This is a genomic window from Enterococcus sp. C46 (assembly GCF_040887565.1).
Lineage (GTDB): Bacteria > Bacillota > Bacilli > Lactobacillales > Enterococcaceae > Enterococcus_B > Enterococcus_B lactis.
The window spans coordinates 110,614-128,915 of the sequence record NZ_JBFOGA010000007.1 but is presented as its reverse complement, the minus strand read 5'-3'; the positions used below and the strand labels follow the sequence as shown (position 1 = coordinate 128,915).

At 35.9% G+C, this 18,302-nt stretch carries 16 protein-coding genes and 1 pseudogene; 16 read left to right on the top strand and 1 reads right to left on the bottom strand.

What is annotated here, in order from left to right; all coding sequences use genetic code 11:
* Positions 1–30: 30 nt before the first annotated feature.
* The 3 genes from AB3I27_RS10945 (at position 31) to rpsI (ending at position 1,610) form a co-directional block, all read left to right on the top strand.
* Entirely contained in the window at positions 31–498 is a 468-nt protein-coding gene (locus AB3I27_RS10945) for a DNA starvation/stationary phase protection protein (RefSeq protein ID WP_002310545.1), read from the top strand.
* Between the two features lie 275 nt (positions 499–773).
* Positions 774–1,202 carry a 50S ribosomal protein L13 gene (rplM, locus tag AB3I27_RS10940; RefSeq protein ID WP_302881745.1) on the top strand — a complete coding sequence of 143 codons (429 nt, stop codon included), beginning with the start codon at positions 774–776 and terminating at the stop codon, positions 1,200–1,202.
* A gap of 15 nt (positions 1,203–1,217) precedes the next feature.
* Positions 1,218–1,610: a 30S ribosomal protein S9 gene (gene rpsI, locus AB3I27_RS10935; RefSeq protein WP_002287505.1), complete on the top strand. Its 393-nt coding sequence runs from the start codon at positions 1,218–1,220 to the stop codon at positions 1,608–1,610.
* 175 nt (positions 1,611–1,785) lie between these two features.
* Here the strand turns inward: rpsI and AB3I27_RS10930 are convergent, their stop codons facing one another.
* A complete protein-coding gene (locus AB3I27_RS10930; RefSeq protein ID WP_104760231.1) occupies positions 1,786–2,004 on the bottom strand; it encodes a helix-turn-helix domain-containing protein in 219 nt (72 codons plus the stop codon).
* A gap of 577 nt (positions 2,005–2,581) precedes the next feature.
* Here AB3I27_RS10930 and AB3I27_RS10925 point away from each other — a divergent pair.
* The 13 genes and pseudogenes from AB3I27_RS10925 (at position 2,582) to AB3I27_RS10865 (ending at position 18,190) form a co-directional block, all read left to right on the top strand.
* A complete protein-coding gene (locus AB3I27_RS10925; protein WP_228065508.1) occupies positions 2,582–2,785 on the top strand; it encodes a hypothetical protein in 204 nt (67 codons plus the stop codon).
* A gap of 149 nt (positions 2,786–2,934) precedes the next feature.
* Positions 2,935–4,002, top strand: coding sequence for a Fic family protein (locus AB3I27_RS10920; RefSeq protein ID WP_002335268.1), 1,068 nt, complete (start codon positions 2,935–2,937; stop codon positions 4,000–4,002).
* A 437-nt stretch (positions 4,003–4,439) separates the two neighbouring features.
* Positions 4,440–6,530: a hypothetical protein gene (locus AB3I27_RS10915; protein ID WP_235688760.1), complete on the top strand. Its 2,091-nt coding sequence runs from the start codon at positions 4,440–4,442 to the stop codon at positions 6,528–6,530.
* A 42-nt stretch (positions 6,531–6,572) separates the two neighbouring features.
* Positions 6,573–6,920: pseudogene (locus AB3I27_RS10910) on the top strand (winged helix-turn-helix domain-containing protein); the annotation flags it as partial.
* Positions 6,913–7,809, top strand: coding sequence for a HAMP domain-containing sensor histidine kinase (locus AB3I27_RS10905; protein ID WP_104760234.1), 897 nt, complete (start codon positions 6,913–6,915; stop codon positions 7,807–7,809). The pseudogene AB3I27_RS10910 and the gene AB3I27_RS10905, both read left to right, overlap by 8 nt.
* Positions 7,810–8,020: 211 nt before the next feature.
* Complete coding sequence (locus tag AB3I27_RS10900; RefSeq protein ID WP_181045996.1) at positions 8,021–9,943, top strand: BglG family transcription antiterminator; 1,923 nt, start codon at positions 8,021–8,023, stop codon at positions 9,941–9,943.
* Positions 9,944–10,390: a PTS sugar transporter subunit IIA gene (locus AB3I27_RS10895; protein ID WP_002302514.1), complete on the top strand. Its 447-nt coding sequence runs from the start codon at positions 9,944–9,946 to the stop codon at positions 10,388–10,390.
* Positions 10,391–10,405: 15 nt separating this feature from the next.
* Positions 10,406–10,720 carry a PTS fructose transporter subunit IIB gene (locus tag AB3I27_RS10890; RefSeq protein WP_002302516.1) on the top strand — a complete coding sequence of 105 codons (315 nt, stop codon included), beginning with the start codon at positions 10,406–10,408 and terminating at the stop codon, positions 10,718–10,720.
* A gap of 25 nt (positions 10,721–10,745) precedes the next feature.
* Positions 10,746–11,795, top strand: coding sequence for a PTS fructose transporter subunit IIC (locus AB3I27_RS10885; protein ID WP_002305530.1), 1,050 nt, complete (start codon positions 10,746–10,748; stop codon positions 11,793–11,795).
* Between the two features lie 11 nt (positions 11,796–11,806).
* Positions 11,807–14,410, top strand: a complete 2,604-nt coding sequence (locus AB3I27_RS10880) for an alpha-mannosidase (protein WP_222896942.1) — start codon at positions 11,807–11,809, stop codon at positions 14,408–14,410.
* A gap of 116 nt (positions 14,411–14,526) precedes the next feature.
* Positions 14,527–16,176: a DNA mismatch repair protein MutS gene (locus AB3I27_RS10875; protein ID WP_104760237.1), complete on the top strand. Its 1,650-nt coding sequence runs from the start codon at positions 14,527–14,529 to the stop codon at positions 16,174–16,176.
* Between the two features lie 315 nt (positions 16,177–16,491).
* Positions 16,492–17,427, top strand: coding sequence for an ABC transporter ATP-binding protein (locus AB3I27_RS10870; RefSeq protein WP_002344817.1), 936 nt, complete (start codon positions 16,492–16,494; stop codon positions 17,425–17,427).
* Positions 17,420–18,190, top strand: coding sequence for an ABC transporter permease (locus tag AB3I27_RS10865; RefSeq protein WP_002287492.1), 771 nt, complete (start codon positions 17,420–17,422; stop codon positions 18,188–18,190). Before AB3I27_RS10870 ends, AB3I27_RS10865 begins: the two co-directional genes overlap by 8 nt.
* Positions 18,191–18,302 lie beyond the last annotated feature (112 nt).

Below are 18,302 nucleotides of genomic sequence, written 5' to 3'. Positions count from 1 at the left end.
AGTGTAAGAAAATGTTAGGAGGCAAGAAAGATGAAATTCCAACAAACCAAAGAAGTATTAAATCAATTAGTTGCAGATCTAAGCCAAATGTCTGTTGTTGTTCACCAAACACATTGGTACATGAGAGGACCAGGTTTCCTTACATTGCACCCAATGATGGATGAGTTCATGGACGATTTGAACGCTCAGTTAGATGAAGTATCCGAACGCTTGATCACATTAGACGGTTCACCTTATTCTACATTGCGTGAATTTGCAGATAACACGAAAATCCCTGATGAAGTAGGACGTTGGGACCGCACGATTCCTGAACGTTTGGAAACACTTGTTGCAGGCTACCGTTATCTAGCAGATCTTTACCAAAAAGGAATCGAAGTTTCTGGAGAAGAAGGCGACGATCCAACACAAGATATCTTTATCGAATTCAAAACAGCCACAGAAAAACGTATCTGGATGATCCAAGCTCATTTGGGCAAAGCGCCAGAGATCGACGCGTAAGCGCGAAACTTATCCTTTTATATAGAAGAAACCGCGGAACAGCATCGTTTCGCGGTTTCTTCTATATTAGAAAACGACCCTTTTACATAAAAAGAAAGGAAAAAAGTAAAGTTTCATATAATTTTTTCAACCGGTCAGAAAAACGTTGACATTGACCAGATTAGAAGGTAATATGTTAAATGGTATTGTTTGCCCCACAAAGAGCCCCGGAAACTCGAAGTGTATGTCAAACATCAGAACTTAAATTGGAGGAAAATAACGTGCGTACAACATATATGGCCAAACCAGGCGAAGTAGAACGTAAATGGCATGTAGTAGACGCAACTGATGTTCCATTGGGACGTCTTTCAACAGTTGTTGCATCTGTACTACGTGGTAAAAATAAACCAACTTTCACACCTCATTTGGATACTGGCGATTTCGTCATCGTCATCAATGCAGACAAAGTGAAATTAACAGGTAAAAAAGCGACTGACAAAATTTATTACCGTCACAGCAACTACCCAGGAGGATTGAAATCAATCACTGCTGGCGAATTGCGTGCTAAAAATTCTCGTCGTTTGATCGAAACTTCTGTAAAAGGTATGCTTCCTAAAAACACTTTAGGCCGCAAACAATTTACAAAATTGAACGTATACGGTGGAGCAGAACATCCACATGCAGCACAACAACCAGAAGTTTTAGACATCACAAACTTAATCTAATAGGAGGGAATTTCATTGGCACAAGTTCAATATATCGGCACAGGCCGTCGTAAAAACGCAGTTGCTCGCGTACGTCTAGTACCAGGAACTGGCAAAATTACTGTAAATAAAAAAGATGTTGAAGAATACATTCCACATGCTGACTTGCGTGAAGTAATCAATCAACCTTTCGCTGTTACTGAAACAAAAGGCGCATATGACGTATTTGTTAACGTAAACGGCGGAGGATACGCTGGACAATCAGGAGCTATCCGTCATGGTATCGCTCGTGCATTGCTAGAAGTTGATCCTGACTTCCGTTTAGCGCTTAAACGTGCTGGCTTGCTTACACGTGACGCACGTATGGTCGAACGTAAAAAACCAGGTCTTAAGAAAGCTCGTAAAGCTTCTCAATTCTCAAAACGTTAATATTATTCGAGCAAAACACACCTTCTATTTGGAAGGTGTGTTTTTTTTGTGTATTTTGAGCTATGATGGTGGGTACAATTCTTGGTCTATAACATCATCCAACAGTATTTTATTCATCAGCATCTCTCCTTTTCTAAAAAAGAAGATAGAGCAGTCAATCATCTTGTTCTTATTCCTAGTTCCTCTTATATGGGGTCCTAATATCAGTCATATTCGCCAAGTAATCGACGCTAGTATTATAGTAATGTGCCAATTTTATGACTGTTTTCATAGGGATATCCAATTCACCATTCTCATATCGAGAATATGTTGATTGTGAAACATTTAGAAGTTTGGCGATTTGTTGTTGAGTTAAATCATTATCTTCTCTCAGGTCACGGATTCTTTGAAACATATGCTTCACCTCAACATCATTCTAATTTATGCGTTTATAGCATATTGACTTTTATGCTTTTTTCGCATATTATGAGATTAATTACGAGGATAAGGTAGAGCAGATGAATAGTATTTTTCATTCTATTTCTGAGTGGACCGTTTCGACTGTTCATTATGTATATCGATTGCTGGTTTATCAGATGTATTTCATTCTTTCAAATAGCTTCTTTCTGATCGTCTTGTTTTTTATAAGATTCACATTGAATAACTTTCTTTTATTTCTAGGCCCATTCGTTTTATTCCTTGCGAGTCTTTCAGCTCAATTTCGACTATTTACTGATTCAAAGCATTTAATGGATCGAAAAGACTATTTCATGTATTATCGAGAAATTTTCAAGAATAACTGGATATTTTTTGTTTTGTGTTCACTTTTCATTTCTTTTATTCTCTTTGGCTTTCGTATACTGATACTTTACCGTCAATCTGTTATGTTGTTTCCGTTTGTTTTGACTAGCTGTTTTTTATTGAGCAGTATGCTTTTTGTTTTACTGATCTCAAGTGATTCGAGAGTTACCCAAATCCCTTTCAGGAAGAAAATGGAATGGTCTTTGTTGGTAAGTTATCGGCTCCCTTTAGTAACTGTCTATAACATTGCTTTTATTGGACTGACCATTTTCTTTATGCAGCATTTTTCATTGGCTTATCTTTGTTTTTTTAGTGGTGTGATCAATCATGGTATTTATCGTAACCTGACAAGACGTTTTTCGATTGATAAGTTTTATGAAGATTGGAATGGTTAAAAGAGAGGGTAAGACGTATGCAGAGTTTAGTATTGCTTCATTTATTTGCTTGCGGATACTATTTAATTGCATCTTTTCAAGGCGTTCCTATATTGGCGACTATCTTTTTTCTCCGCCAAACAGTATAAAATGGCGGAGAAAAGAGGTGGATGGCAGTGAAAGAATTCAATTATCAAAAGTTAGAAAAACTATCGATTACTTATGATTTATTAAATATGTTGACAAAGATTCATGAATACAAAGGGAAACAAGAGCTGTATATCACAACAAAACCAGAAATTTTGAACAAGTTGACAGATTTAGCTTTGATTCAAAGTACAGAGGCTTCGAATAAAATCGAAGGAATTGCGACTACGGACGGTCGATTAAAGCAACTCGTAGAAGAAAAAGTCAAACCGCGCAATCGAGATGAAGAAGAAATAGCAGGTTATCGTGATGTTTTGAAACTGATTCATGACAGTTACGAGTATATTCGCGTAGTGCCAAACGATATTTTAACGTTACACAAGAACCTCTACAATTACTCAGCTAAAAGTTACAAAGGAAAGTTCAAAAGTGGTGATAATGTCATTACAGAAAAAGATCTAGATGGTAACGAACGAGTTCGCTTTGTACCAGCTCCAGCTTATTTAACGCCCGATTTAATTGAAGAGTTGTATTATCAGTACAATCAAGCAATTCAAAAGGATGAGATTGATCCATTAATTTTGATTCCCTGTTTTGTTTTAGATTTTCTATCAATCCATCCATTTAGTGTCGGAAATGGCCGTATGTCACGTTTGTTAACACTGTTACTGTTATATAAGTCAGGGTATTTGGTTGGTAAATATATTAGCATTGAAATGCTAGTTGAAAAATCGAAACAAACTTATTATGACGCTCTGCAAGCAAGTTCTGTTGGCTGGCTAGAAAATGAACAAGATTATACGCCTTTCGTTCGCTATTTATTGGGTATTATTTTACGAACTTATGAAGAATTTTCAGAACGCTTCGAGATGATTATCAATCGTGAACTAACACCAGCAGAGCGGGTAGTAGAAGAACTAGAAAAGTCCTTTGAACCTCTAAGTAGGGCTGACCTAGAAAATTTGTTGCCGGATATTAGCCAGCGAACGATTGAACGAGCTTTGGCTGAATTACAAGCGGAGAGCAAGATTCAGAAAGTTGGGAAGGGGCGTTCAACTAAGTATCAACGATCAAATGATTTTAAATCGTAATACGATTCACTGCTTCTTACTAGAACTAGTGAAAACAGTGAAAATTTTCCAATCAATGCGTTCTGCGTTGATCCAGCTTCACAGTTAAAAATGAATTGGAAAAAAAGTTCCTTGTTAATAACCATTATGACAAGGAACTTTTCTGTAGAAAAATTAGCAAAGATATTCTTGTTTGAAAAATAAAGTGTGTTAGCAACTAGAGACCTTGATTTAACAGCATTAGTAATATTTTTCTATTTTTTTTTGCTTTAGTAAATATATTGGATAGAGTCACAAATAATAAAATAGTAAGGTAAGGGTGTCAACCAATAGAAATAAAAAATGTATGTATTTTTTGCCGAAGTCAATTTTCCGTCTTTACTATGATATGATTTGATTGAGATGTGGTGAGCTAGCTAAGTTCTTTCAATAGTAGTTAAAAACAAGGAGTTTTGCCGATGACTAATATAGTATTGAAAAAAATCGTTTTGCTGTTGTCTATACTCTCAAGTCTTGCATTGGCTGTTGCCATTAGGAATGTGAATAGGGAAGAAGATTTCCAAAAAAAGGTAAACACGGCCGAGTATTTTACACCGTTCAGATTTCCAGAATTTATCGTAGATCCGCAGCAAGAAACTAGGGTTCTAGAAATACTTGAATCAGTCTCAGAAAAATTGAATGTAAACTATATGGCAAAAGTTTCATTCTATGGTGTGAGAGACCATACCTTTTCTGAAACAGGAGAAATCTCTTTTGATCGTTTGGGTGAAACACATACATTTTTTCTTTCCAAGCAAACAGAAACACATCTTTTGAACAATTTTTACATAGAGCCTCAAATAATCAGTGAAAAAAATTATTTTGCATCTGACCTAGAGAAATATCCAGATGCGGAATATTTAGAAAACAGACAATTGAAAAACGAAGATTTTTTTATACTACCGATACAAATGGCTGAGGCGCTAAATCCAGCTGATTTTTTTGTGGAAACGAAAGATCAAAAAACTCTAGATAGGTTCCTATCAAAATTATCTGATGAATACAATCTCTCCTTTGAGACAGCGTACGAACCAACATCTTTTCAATATGAGAGTGACATAGAAACATTTGCGCCATCTCGAACATTAGAAGCATCTACTTTTGTGATATTTACTCTTTTCTATAGCCTTTCCTTGATTTTATGGATACTAGAGAACAATAGACACATTGCGATCTATCGTTTAAATGGTTTAACTAGTAGAAAAATTTTAAAAAGATTATTATTAAAAGAATTAGTCATCCTTTTTCTCTTGAATCTATTGGTAGCTTTCTTCTTTGTCCTACATTCAGTGAATCATTTGTTTGTGCTAGTGCAACTGTTCTTGCTTATTTTTAGTCTAATCATTTCTTTTTTTGTGATTGATTTACTAGGCAATCTTTCATTGAATAAGCAACTAAATCGCCAAACTTTTGGTAAAGGATTCTTTTATACTATCTATTCTGTCAAAATGTTGATTTTATTTTTTAGTGTGGTACAACTTGTTCCGTTAGCTGAATATGCTCGCACATTCGTTACACCAGAAGCAGTACCTGAAGAAATAAAAGATCATGCCGTTTTCTATCCAAGACTTGGTGGCAATGAAGCGACTTTGACAGATCTTTCTCAAGATATGAGAGGATTAGATAAAACAAAGTTGCTTTCGCAACTGTTGGATGATGGAGCAATCGAGGTTGATACAAGTGCTTATTTTGAAGAAGAGAATCCTTTGATCCATCAATCTATTTATGTAAATACAAACTATTTAGACAAGTATCCGCTCATCAGCATAACAAATCAGCCTATCCAAATTGATAAAAATGAGGATCGAGAAATCATATTAATCCCAGAACGAATGATGCCCGATTTTGTTCAACTTCGTTCTTGGTTTTTGAATGAAACGAATCCTGATAGACGAACAAAAAAAGAAGAGGATGTTTTGTTTTATACCATCCAAGATGAACAAGAAATCTTTGCCTTTGACCAAGAACAGGCAATCATCATCAATCAGCCGAATATCATCCATGTATTCACTTTGAACAATCTACCCATTTCTCATAGAAATATTCTGACAGGAAATAGTTTTGCTGAACCATTAAAAATTCCATTGATTGGGACTGCACAAGAAACCTATGATAGATATCTTCCGTTATTGAAGGAAGCAGGATTGGAAGACAACTTTCCTTTTTTGATCCCAATGGAACAGTTAAGGAAAACAGAATTGCAGTTGATTTATTTGTGGGACATAAGACAAAGGATAACTGATTTATCGATTACTATTTTATTGGTTATTGTTTTGATTACCTATTCCACACTGAGCTATTTCCGCCTTTATCGGCAAAAATTTGTTGTTTGGCGGTTAAATGGTGTTTCTTTTTTCAAAACTTATAGAAGAATTTTTCTGTTGTTTGGCTTACAATATCTTTTGTTTTTTATCTATGTAGCTGTCCATTCATTTAGGATAACGGATGTTTTTATTTTTTCGTTATACATACTAATCGAATGTATTGTGCTGTTGTCTACATTTTTTTAATCGAGAAAAAACAGAACAGATTATGTGAAAGTAAATGATTTTTTACGAATCGGCATCCAACTTCGTCATCAGACTTCTGTCCAAGTAAAATATCTGTCGCAACGCATCTATTACAAGGAAATCTTACTGGACAAAGAGTCAAGGGAGGTAAATGTGAATGGTGTGGCTGTCCATTTGACAGGAAGAGAATTCGATCTGCTGAAGCTTTTTTTAGAACATCCGAAAAAAGTATTTTCGCGAGCAAACCTTTATGAAACAGTTTGGCAAGAACCATATTTTGATAGTGAGAAAACAGTGAATATGCATATTTCCAATCTTCGAGGGAAACTAGCAAAGGCATATGCTGTGTATATTCATACGGTGTGGGGAGTGGGGTTTAGATTTGATTAAGTGGCTATTGCTTCTCGTTATTATCTTTATGGGAAGCTTTATTTTCTTCCTGCAAAGGGAAATCAAGCGATTGACTAAGAAAATCGCCACTCTTTCTGAACGACAAGAATATGGTGGTCGTCTTTCAGTCGAATTTCGAGAAAAGAATCTAATGGACCTAGTAGATGCACTGAATACATGGGTGGATGAAAATGAACAAAAAGGACAAGTATTTCAAGAAATGGAAGAAAACATCAGACTATCGATCGTCGGCCTTTCTCATGATCTCAGAACTCCTCTGACTGCTATTAACGGTTATGTACAATTACTGGAACAGGTAGAGGATACGGAGAAACGGGAGAAGTATCTAACGATCATCAAACAATCTGTTGCAAGATTACTCAGTATGACGGATCAGTTTTATGATCTTGCTCGAATAGAGACGAAGCAAAAAGAAATGGATCTCCATACGCTTTCTTTTTCTAAAGAGGTGGAAGAAGTATTTTTCTCTTTTTATGAACAATTTTCTGTAAAAAATATCGAGGTAGCGTTCGCTGAACACTCGATAAATACAACGGTATTAGCAGATCCGCTCATGTTGTTGCGAGTGCTGCAAAATATCATACAGAATTTATTGCGTTATGCAGATGGACAAGCAAAGGTGACATTTTCAAAAGAGGATCCATTCATTCGATTAACAGTGGCCAATCCTATCAAAGCAGGAGCGCAAACCTCTGTTGAAAAAGTCTTCCAGCGTTTTTATACAGAAAATACCAGCCGCACAAATACGGAATCTAGCGGAATCGGGCTTTACCTGTCAAAAAAATTGGTGGAAGGAATGGGAGGAGAGATGACCGCTAAATTAGACAGGGGCATCTTCTCCATCTCCGTCAAGTTGCGGAGGGTTTAATTATACAAGATTAGTGAGAACTAGTAGAAAAATGTATTATCTTATATATTTTTAATAGAGAAAAAAGCTTGTGATATAAATATTGCAGGCTTTTTTATTGATTTGAAATAATCAAGAATATTAGAAACTTCTACATTAATCAAGAACTTTCTTCTGTATGAAAATAGAGATAATAATTGTACACTTAAGCTGTATTCAGGAGGTGAAGATAATGGGCATCGAATTTAGTGAACGGCAAATGAAAATACTATACTTTTTGATTGAGAATGAGCACACAACTTACAAAGAATTATCAGAACAATTATATGTATCTACGAAAACAATTAGCAAAGATATTTTAATTTTGAAAGAAATAATCCAAAAAATGCCAGATGTACAAATGTTGGTTCAACCTAAAAAAGGCGTTTCGCTTATTGGAAAAAAAGAAACACTTCGAAATTTATTATCCAGTTATAAAATCAATATCGCAGACTCTCCGGAGGACCGTCTAACTTATGTGTTTGCTAAATTATTGAATACTAATGATTCTCTAAAGATTCAAAATCTTGCTGACGAATTATACGTGAGCAGGTCGACGGTAGAAAGCACAATGAAAGATGTTAGAAAAAGACTAAACAAGCATGGTATGTCCTTAGTTTCAGATCGAAATGGCGTGCGCATCAAAGCTGATGAAAAAAGTAAAAGAAGGTTGATGTCAGAAGTTGTGAACTATTATTGGGGTGGCTTTACAGCATCTAACAGTAAAACAGATCTCTTAGACTTAAATATTAATTTCATTGGTGAAGCGAATAATTTCTTAAATAAAGACATATTGAAAAAAGTAGCCGAATTGCTTAATCGATACATGAATAAGACACAATTGAAATTTACAGATTATGAATTTCAAACTTTAGCTATCCACCTTGCTATTGCGATAGAAAGGATTGAAACAAACAATTTCTTATCACGTAGTAATAATTCTGAAGAAGAAATCTCAGAGAACACACTTATTTTAATCAAAATGATTGAAAAAGCATTTTCAATTATTGTGCCAATAGATGAACAAGCTTATGTTGACATCCACATTACTTCGATTGAAAAAAATGCTATGAATCACGACTTAGATCAAACGAAGCTTTCCTATTTAGATAGGGGTGTTGAGCTACAAGAGCTAGTAAGAACTAAATTAAATGAATTTTATCCTGATGAAGAATTGATCAATAATCTAGTATTACATCTCAATGCAGCAGTTAAAAGACTCAAATTGGGAGTAAATATCTATAACCCTTATACGGACAAAATCAAATATTCTTTTAAAAGGTCATTTATGATAAGTGTAGATTTATTAGAGGAAATCGAAGAGAGATTCTGTATACATTTCAATGAAGATGAAATCGCTTACGTAACACTCCATGTTCAATCACTTTTGGATCGTTACAAACCTGACAAAACGAAAGTGATATTAGTTTGTAGTAGCGGATATGGAACATCAAAATTATTAGAGCAAAGAATAAATAACGGTTTTGCAGATATGGTTGAGATAGAAGATGTACTAAGCATCAATGAACTACAAGATCGAAAAGTCACTGATGAACTTGTTATAAGCACGATTCCGATTGAAAATACAAATTTTCCTGTTATTGTTGTTAGTCCTTTGATGTTAGGGGCAGATATCAGAAAAGTAAAACAGTATCTACAGTTAAATGAACAAACAGAAGATGCTTTTCTAAATTTATTAGATAAACGATTTTGCTTTTTTACCCACCAAATAAAGGACAATCAAGTGAACGTTTTAAATATAATTACCAAAAAATTGGTAAAAGAAAATTACGCGAAAGAAGGGATACTAGAGGGAGCGATTAAAAGAGAAAAACTATCTTCAACAGCGATGAATGATTTTGCTATGCCGCATATCGAAGTAGATTTTATAAAAAAACCAGTAATCTGTGTCTACGTTAATCCAGAAGGAATTGATTGGGATGGGACACCTGTTCATTCTGTTTTCTTTTTTGCACTTAATGAAAAAGTAAAACCTGAATTGAATAAAATTTATGAAACATTCAATGAAATCGCTTCGAATCATGAGTTATTAGCAAATTTAAAAACGAGTTCGTCGTTTGAAAAATTAGTTTATATATTGAAAGAAGGCTTATAAATGATCAGTGAAAAAATCAATATAAATAATATAGTGATAGATTTAAATGCATCTGATAAAAAAAGTGTAGTCGAAAAATTATCGAAATTGTTAGAGACTAATGGGTTTGTGTCTGACCACAAACAATTTCAAAAAGACGTATTTGATAGAGAAAACCATATGACCACAGGAATTGGGAAAAATATCGCCATTCCTCATGGCAAAAGCCTAGCAGTAATTGAATCAACAGTAGCTGTAGCCAAGTTAAAGCGGTCTGTTGAATGGGGTGCATTAGATGATCAACCAGTTGATCTCGTCTTTTTGTTAGCAATAAAAGACACTGATAAAGGTACTAATCATTTACGTATTTTAGCAGAATTATCTGGAAGATTGATGGATGACGAGTTTGTTAAAAGAATAAAAGATTCGAGAAATAAAAAAGAATTGGTGAAAGCTCTATCATTTTAAAAGGAGGAATTTCATATGACAAAAATAGTAGCAGTAACAGCATGTATCGCAGGGATTGCCCATACTTATATGGCAAAAGCTAATTTAGAAAAGTTTGCGAAGAAGAAAGGGTTAGATATTAAAGTAGAAACACAGGGGGCTATGGGGATAGAAAACAAACTTTCAATTTCGGATGTTTCCGAGGCAGATGTTGTCATATTTGCAGTAGATACAAATGTTTCAGAACGAGGTCGCTTTGATGGTAAACCGATTTTAACAGTAGGAACCTCAGAGGTAGTAAAAGATGGTGAAGAGACGATTGATGAAGCTATTGCATTAATTAACAAATAAAAAATGTATCGTGGGGGAGTTACTAATGGAATTCAAGAAACAAGGAAGAGAAATTTTAAATCATTTCCAAAGTGGGGTTTCCTATATGATCCCGCTTGTCGTAGCAGCAGGGTTACTAACTTCTATTGCAGTCATTTTTGGTGGCACAGGTGTTTGGGACCAGACGGATACATTCTGGGGAGTCCTGCGAATGATTGGTCAGACGGGATTACAGTTTATCGTACCGATGATTTCAGCCTATATCGCATATTCAATTGCTGACCGTCCCGGTCTAGCACCAGCTTTTATCACTGGGATGATGTGTCAAAATCTTGGTATGGGATTTATTGGAGGAATGGTTGCTGGATTAGCTTGTGGCTATTTAGCTAATGCATTGAAAAAAGTAAAAGTACCGATGCAAGTTATTAGTCTAAAATCAATTATGCTGATTCCTTTTGTTACTACATTAGTTGTTGGAATCATATTGTGGTATGTACTAGCTACGCCTATTCAAGCAATGACAACAGGACTGACTAATTGGCTAGAAGGCATGTCAGGAGCAAATGCTGCTTTGATGTCGGCTATTTTAGGAGGAATGATGGCGTTTGATATGGGAGGACCTATCAATAAAATCGCATATGCTTTTGGGGTTGCTTCTTTTTCAAGCGGAAGCTTTGGACCTAGTACAGCCATGTTATTAGGAATTGCTATTCCGCCATTTGGAATGTTTTTAGCAACAATTTTAAACAAAAAACTTTATGATGAATCGGAACGAGATAATGCAAAGACAGCTATGATTATGGGCCTTGTGGGGATTACTGAAGGGACGATCCCGTTTGCCGTGAAAGATCCTTTACGAGTAATACCAAGCATCGTGGTGGGCACTGCAGTAGCATGTGGTCTAAATGGATTTTTTGGTGTTACTCAAGAAACAATGCTTTCAACCTTTATGGCAATTCCTTTTGTTACGAATATACCTTTATATTTAGTATCAATTGTTATTGGGGGAGTGGTTACAGCGTTAATGGTCAATGCACTAAAATCCATCAAGTATAAAAAAGAACAACAAGTAAATTCAGTAGAAGAAGGAAAGTAGGGGAATCTGACATGGTCAATGCACATATAATTCAACACACGCACTGGGACAGAGAATGGTATTTTACAAATGAAGATGCCATCGTATTGTCTGATCAGGTCTTTACTGAAGTTCTAGATGAATTGGAAAGGAACCCTAAAGTAAACTTTTGTTTAGATGGACAAACTTCAATCGTCGATGAGTATTTGGAGATCAATCCGCAAAAGCTTAAGGTTATCCAACGACTGATGAAAACAGGACAACTATTCGTGGGACCGTGGTATGCACAAACAGATGCCTTATTAGTGGATGCTGAATCAATTTTAAGAAACTTAATGATTGGGATCAGTGATACGATCCTTAGATATGGAGATCCAATGATGGTAGGGTATTTGCCTGACACGTTTGGGTTCAATGCGAATTTGCCTACACTTTTGCATCAAGTAGAAATCGATAATTTCATGTGTTGGCGAGGATTAAACTTTGAAACGATGGTTCCATCTCCTTACTTTATCTGGAAAGGATTAGGAGATAAATTTGTTTATGCCATGAATTTTCCATTTGGTTATATGACTGGAATGATGACCTTAGACGCAATTAAAGATATTCCTGAATTTGCAAAAGAAAAGTTGGATGAAGCAGTTGAAATGCTTCATATGCAAGGAAAAAACAAAGATATTTTAGTACCTTCAGGTGTAGATCAAAAGTCAATGATTTTAAATTTTGATCAAGTCGTAGAGAAGTTGAATAAATACAGTAAGTTCCACAATATTATTTCAGATTATCCTTCTTATGTAGAAGTTATCAAAAATAAAAAAGAATTACCTGAATATAAAGGTGAACTTCGTCAGCCAGTTTACTCTCGTGTTCATCGTTCGATTGGCTCAGTAAGAACAAAAATGAAAATAGAAAATTTTAAATTGGAACAAAAAATTCTAAAACGAGTTGAGCCACTCCTGCTGATTGCAGAAAGAAATGGTATCCATATCAGTAAAGGCCTACTTCGTCGGTTATGGAAAAAGATTTTACAAAACCAGGCTCATGATAGTATTGGTGGCTGTGTTTCAGATAATGTTGCGGAAGATATTTTCCATCGAATCAAAGAAGCTAATGAGATAGCCGACGGAATCGAAAACCTTATTGTAAAACGGATGGCTGATGCATTAAAGCTAAAATCGAATGAAGTCCTTGTTTTCAACACAACGACTGAGAATTATAGTGGATCGAAAATTGTGCATGTAGTAGCTGATTCAAAGAAAATACACTTCAAAGGTAGTCCCTATAATATCATTGAAAAAGAAGTTTATTTTCCAGAACGGAAAAATGCCTATCGGATGATTGCTACAGGTTTCGAATATTTTGATGAACCAGCTTATTATGAACTTGACATAAAAATAAATGTAAATGTGCCAGCGCTAGGATACACTGTTGTTGAATTTGAGAAAAATAATGAAAAATTAGAAACAGCAATCGAGATAGACAAAACTGAGATAAGTAACAATAAATATAAACTTTCTTTTAAGGATGGGCACTTGAATTTGATAGTTGGAGATAGACAATATCTTGATTTCGTTCATTTGATCGATTCAGCAAATGATGGCGATACGTATGATTATTCACCATTAGAAGGAGATACAGAACTATCTCTAAAATTTGAAACAGCTAAAGTATATAAAGATTCTTTACAAGAAACATTAGTTGTTTACGGAAAAGCTCAACTTCCTAAAAATTTAAAAGATCGTATATCTGAAAAACCCGAAATGGAAGAAATATCTTATGAAATATCGTTCAGTCTGGGAGAAAGTCAAATCGTTGAAGGCACACTCAAAATTCATAATACTGTTTACTCGCATCGCATGCGCTTAGCAATTAATGTTTTAGATAAATCTGAAAAATCAATTGCACAAATTCAAAACGGATTTATTGAAAATACCCCTGATGTCATTCCTCCGAATTGGTCAGAAACTATGGTAGAGAAACCTGTTAGTTTAGAAATATTCGATAAGAGTGTCTCTGTGGCAGAAAATGATCATTATTTTACGTTTTATGCAGATGGTTTAAAAGAGTATGAACGTATAGAAAATCAATTGATCATAACCTTATTTTCAACAACAGGGGAACTTGGAAAACCTAATCTTGCTTGGCGACCTGGGCGAGCTTCAGGAGATACGACAAATGAAGGGCATGTCATGATGGAAACACCGCTAGCTCAAGAAATAGGTGAGTATAAAGTCACTTTTGGATTTAATGTAGAAGAAGGAAGATTTAATGAGTTCAAAGTGGCAAAACAGGCAGAAAAACGGTTAGAACAATCTATTTCTTATCAAAAGCAGAAACTGAATGTATTTATTCACAGGTTAGATAACAAGATTTGGCCATTACAAAACGAACTTGATGTTCCTCGTAAATTTTCATTGATTGAATTACCTGAAGACTTAATTGTATCATCGATTTATCCTTCTTATTTTCATGAACAAGGATTTGTTCTTCGCTTAGCTAATCCAACAGAACAAGAAAAAATAGTACCTGAGGCTATCCTTTCCCTTGGGACAGTTGTCAATGCACTGGAGAATAAACAAGAATTAACAACAATTCCTCCCTATGATTATTTGTCAATTTTGATAAATGAGAGATAAATATGTAATATACAAGAAAAAAACACCTTTTATTTTGAAAGGTGTTTTTTTACCCCCTTTTCAAATAGCGCAACAGTGCTATACTAAAGCTAACAAATAAAGGAACGGAGAGGGATATGAATCAAAGAGAATTTATCGTTTTAATTATTGTTGCAGCTGTTATTTTATTAGTTGCTTTAGACATTTTTTCACGTTTGAAATTAAAGGAAACAGTTCGTAGCAAATGGGGGAAAATTCCTTATCAACCGAGATTTGATAAAGAAGAAAGCTTGAAGGAAGCATGGCTCACGGAGAAGAAGTTCCGTTCATGGGATAGCGAAATCGATGATCTTACTTGGTATGACCTGGATATGTTCGAAGTATTCGAAGGAATCAACAGTACCTATTCTAGTGTAGGTTCAGAAGCGTTGTATCAACGTTTACGCAGCTTTGATTTTGGCGAAGATCAGCAGTTAGAAAAACTGATTGCTTTTTATCAGGAAAATCCTCAACTGAGAGAAAAAATCCAATATCAATTCGCTCGTTTAGGAAAAAAAGATCATAATTTTGCAAAACAATATCTAGCGGATGGAAAAAGTAAAAAGATTGGACGCGTAGGTTTATTTATTTTTCTTGGCTTGCTTCCGCTGGTGGGTGTAGGTTTGCTTCTTTTAGGTCAAGTACTAGGAATCTATTTGGCAATCGGTGGGTTAGTATTCAATACGGTCTATTATCTAGTGAAGAAACAAACGCTAGAAACAGAGCTGAATAGCATGAGTTATTTGGTTTCAACGATTTCAGCCGCCAATCAGTTAGCAAAACTGCCGACACCACTTCAAGAAGAGCTGAAACAGCAAACTAAACCATTAAGAGACATCCCTAAATTAGGTTTTTCATTTCGTATGAAGAGCGGGAGTGAAGCAGAGTTGATTTTTGAATATGTCAACATCATGTTCATGCTGCCATTTATCTCCTATCATTTCGTTCTCACTAAATTAGAAAAGCATTCAACTGAAGCCATCAAGCTGTGGGAATTGCTGGGAGAACTGGAAGTAGCCGCTGCAATATTGAATTACCGTACTTATATGCCCATCACTTGCCGTCCGGAATTTACTGAGGGCGGTGTGACAGCGAAAGATATCTATCATCCATTGTTAAAAGAAGCGGTAGTGAATCCAGTCAACTGGCAGAAGAATACATTAGTCACGGGTTCCAATGCATCAGGAAAATCTACGTATGTCAAAAGTATAGCTATCAGCTGTATTCTAGCACAGACGATCCAAACAGCAATTGCAGAACAGTTTACCCTGCAATCTGGACATGTGTTGACTTCCATGGCAATCGAAGATGATTTATTTGAAGGCGACAGTTATTTTGTTTCAGAAATCAAATCGATCAAACGTTTGTTGGATCAAGTGGCTTCCAAAGAACGCTGCTACTGCTTCGTAGATGAGATTTTAAAAGGGACAAATACGATTGAACGGATTGCTTCTTCCGCTTCAGTCGTTCGGTGGCTTGCGGAGTATCCATCTTTAGCATTTGTCGCCACACATGATATCGAATTGACAGAGATTTTAAAGAATTATTGTGAGAATGTCCACTTTGAAGAACAAGTAACAGAAGGAAAAGGAATCAGTTTTGATTTCAAATTAAAAGAAGGACCTTCAAGGACCCGAAATGCGATTGCTTTGCTGAAAGTTTTGGATTACCCAGAGACTTTAGTAGAAATCGCAAAAACGGAAGCCGCGTCATTTGATGAAAAGCGGCAGTGGCATGTATTGGGATAGGCGAAGTGATCGAAAGTATTTATTGGATCAAAAATCATGGATTTTGCTTCTGCCGTTTATACGTGTTTAGAGCGTGAGACAAAAGTGTTCTTTACTTTTGTCTCACGCTCCTTTTGTTGCATATATGAATAGTAATCCTTTATCTTCGATTTGTTTTTTCTGAAAAGGTTGTCTGACTTCGTCCGATTGATGTCTTTCATTAGGAGATTTTCCTGAGCCCAGCAACCTGATTTTTCTCTGGAACCAAGTTGTTTTTTCATCTGCTGTATTCCATGATACAATAAAGAATCATGTCTATAAGGAGATAGGAAATAAATGGCAAATGCGCTTGAAATAAATAATTTGAAAAAGGTTTATGGAAGTGGGATCGAAGCATTGCGAGGAATCGATCTTTCCGTGAAAGAAGGAGATTTCTATGCGCTATTAGGACCAAATGGAGCTGGAAAGTCTACAACGATCGGAATCATTACTTCTTTAGTCAATAAAACATCTGGAAAAGTGAAGGTCTTCGGTTATGATCTGGATACGGATCTAGTCCGAGCAAAGCAACAGATTGGATTAGTCCCGCAAGAGTTCAATTTCAATCCCTTTGAAACGGTCCAGCAAATCGTCGTGAATCAAGCAGGTTACTACGGTGTCTCTCGCAAAGAAGCGATGAAACGTAGCGAAAAATATTTGAAGCAGTCCAATCTCTGGGAAAAGAGAAATGTCCGTGCACGTATGCTTTCCGGGGGAATGAAGCGAAGACTGATGATTGCTAGGGCATTGATGCATGAACCACGTTTGCTGATCTTGGATGAACCAACAGCAGGAGTCGATATTGAATTGAGACGCGAGATGTGGGAGTTTCTACGAGAATTGAACGAAAATGGTACAACGATCATTTTGACGACGCATTATTTAGAAGAAGCTGAAATGCTTTGTCGTAACATCGGGATCATCCAATCAGGTGAACTAATCGAGAATACTAGTATGAAAGAGCTTCTATCCAAACTTCAATTTGAAACATTTATCTTTGATTTAGCGCCATATGAGACCAAACCTGTGATTGAAGGATACGCTTGTACATTTGAAGATGAACAGACAATCGCTGTCGAAGTTGAACGAAATCAAGGGGTGAACGGAATCTTCGATCAGCTGACAAGACAAGGAATCAAAGTTCTTTCTATGAGGAATAAGTCGAATCGTTTAGAAGAACTGTTCTTGAAAATCACAGAAGAAAATGATCATACGGAGGAGAAAAATGTTTAATCTTTATTTTACTGCATTAAAAAGTTTAGCTATCAAGGAAACGAACCGCTATTTGCGTATATGGGTCCAAACACTGGTTCCACCAGTGATCACGACATCCTTGTATTTTGTTATTTTCGGAAAAATGATCGGTGGTCGGATCGGTGACATGGGTGGTTTTTCATATATGGAATTTATCGTGCCTGGTTTGATTATGATGTCTGCTATCACTAGTTCGTATGCCAACGTTTCTTCGTCCTTCTTCTCTCAAAAATTCCAGAAAAATATCGAAGAAATCTTGGTAGCACCTGTTCCTACGCATGTGATTATTTGGGGCTTTGTGATTGGCGGAGTGGGTCGCAGTATTCTCGTCGGCTCTCTCGTAACGATCATTTCCTTGTTCTTTGTACCACTTCATGTGTATTCATGGTTCATGGTCATCATTACATTATTGATGACGGCAATCTTGTTTTCGTTAGCAGGACTGCTCAACGGGATTTTTGCTCAGTCTTATGATGATGTATCAATCGTGCCTACATTTGTCTTGCAGCCGTTAACTTATCTAGGTGGCGTTTTCTATGCCATCTCTATGTTGCCGCCATTTTGGCAAGCTGTATCGAAAGTCAATCCGATTGTTTATATGATCTCCGGTTTCCGTTACGGATTCCTTGGAACGATCGATGTGCCAGTAGCAACATCGATGATCGTACTTGTGTTATTCATCGTTGTTTTGTACGCTGTTACTTGGTATTTGATCAATAAAGGAAGAGGATTGAGAAGTTAGAAAGAGGTTGTGAAATCAGCGTTTTGATCTGAGTATTAGAGAAATAAACGGGAAAATAGCTCTTCATATTTTGTCGTTTGTTGAGCGAATACCGAGGAGTTGGCAGGAGAAC

What these genes read in the sequence shown, in the direction of transcription:
- AB3I27_RS10945 (WP_002310545.1), top strand. Translation starts at nt 31, where the DNA reads ATGAAATTCCAACAAACCAAAGAAGTATTAAATCAATTAGTTGCAGAT.
- rplM (WP_302881745.1), top strand. Translation starts at nt 774, where the DNA reads ATGGCCAAACCAGGCGAAGTAGAACGTAAATGGCATGTAGTAGACGCA.
- AB3I27_RS10930 (WP_104760231.1), bottom strand. Translation starts at nt 2,004, where the DNA reads ATGTTTCAAAGAATCCGTGACCTGAGAGAAGATAATGATTTAACTCAA.
- AB3I27_RS10925 (WP_228065508.1), top strand. Translation starts at nt 2,582, where the DNA reads ATGGAATGGTCTTTGTTGGTAAGTTATCGGCTCCCTTTAGTAACTGTC.
- AB3I27_RS10920 (WP_002335268.1), top strand. Translation starts at nt 2,935, where the DNA reads ATGGCAGTGAAAGAATTCAATTATCAAAAGTTAGAAAAACTATCGATT.
- AB3I27_RS10915 (WP_235688760.1), top strand. Translation starts at nt 4,440, where the DNA reads ATGACTAATATAGTATTGAAAAAAATCGTTTTGCTGTTGTCTATACTC.
- AB3I27_RS10900 (WP_181045996.1), top strand. Translation starts at nt 8,021, where the DNA reads ATGGGCATCGAATTTAGTGAACGGCAAATGAAAATACTATACTTTTTG.
- AB3I27_RS10895 (WP_002302514.1), top strand. Translation starts at nt 9,944, where the DNA reads ATGATCAGTGAAAAAATCAATATAAATAATATAGTGATAGATTTAAAT.
- AB3I27_RS10890 (WP_002302516.1), top strand. Translation starts at nt 10,406, where the DNA reads ATGACAAAAATAGTAGCAGTAACAGCATGTATCGCAGGGATTGCCCAT.
- AB3I27_RS10885 (WP_002305530.1), top strand. Translation starts at nt 10,746, where the DNA reads ATGGAATTCAAGAAACAAGGAAGAGAAATTTTAAATCATTTCCAAAGT.
- AB3I27_RS10880 (WP_222896942.1), top strand. Translation starts at nt 11,807, where the DNA reads ATGGTCAATGCACATATAATTCAACACACGCACTGGGACAGAGAATGG.
- AB3I27_RS10875 (WP_104760237.1), top strand. Translation starts at nt 14,527, where the DNA reads ATGAATCAAAGAGAATTTATCGTTTTAATTATTGTTGCAGCTGTTATT.
- AB3I27_RS10870 (WP_002344817.1), top strand. Translation starts at nt 16,492, where the DNA reads ATGGCAAATGCGCTTGAAATAAATAATTTGAAAAAGGTTTATGGAAGT.
- AB3I27_RS10865 (WP_002287492.1), top strand. Translation starts at nt 17,420, where the DNA reads ATGTTTAATCTTTATTTTACTGCATTAAAAAGTTTAGCTATCAAGGAA.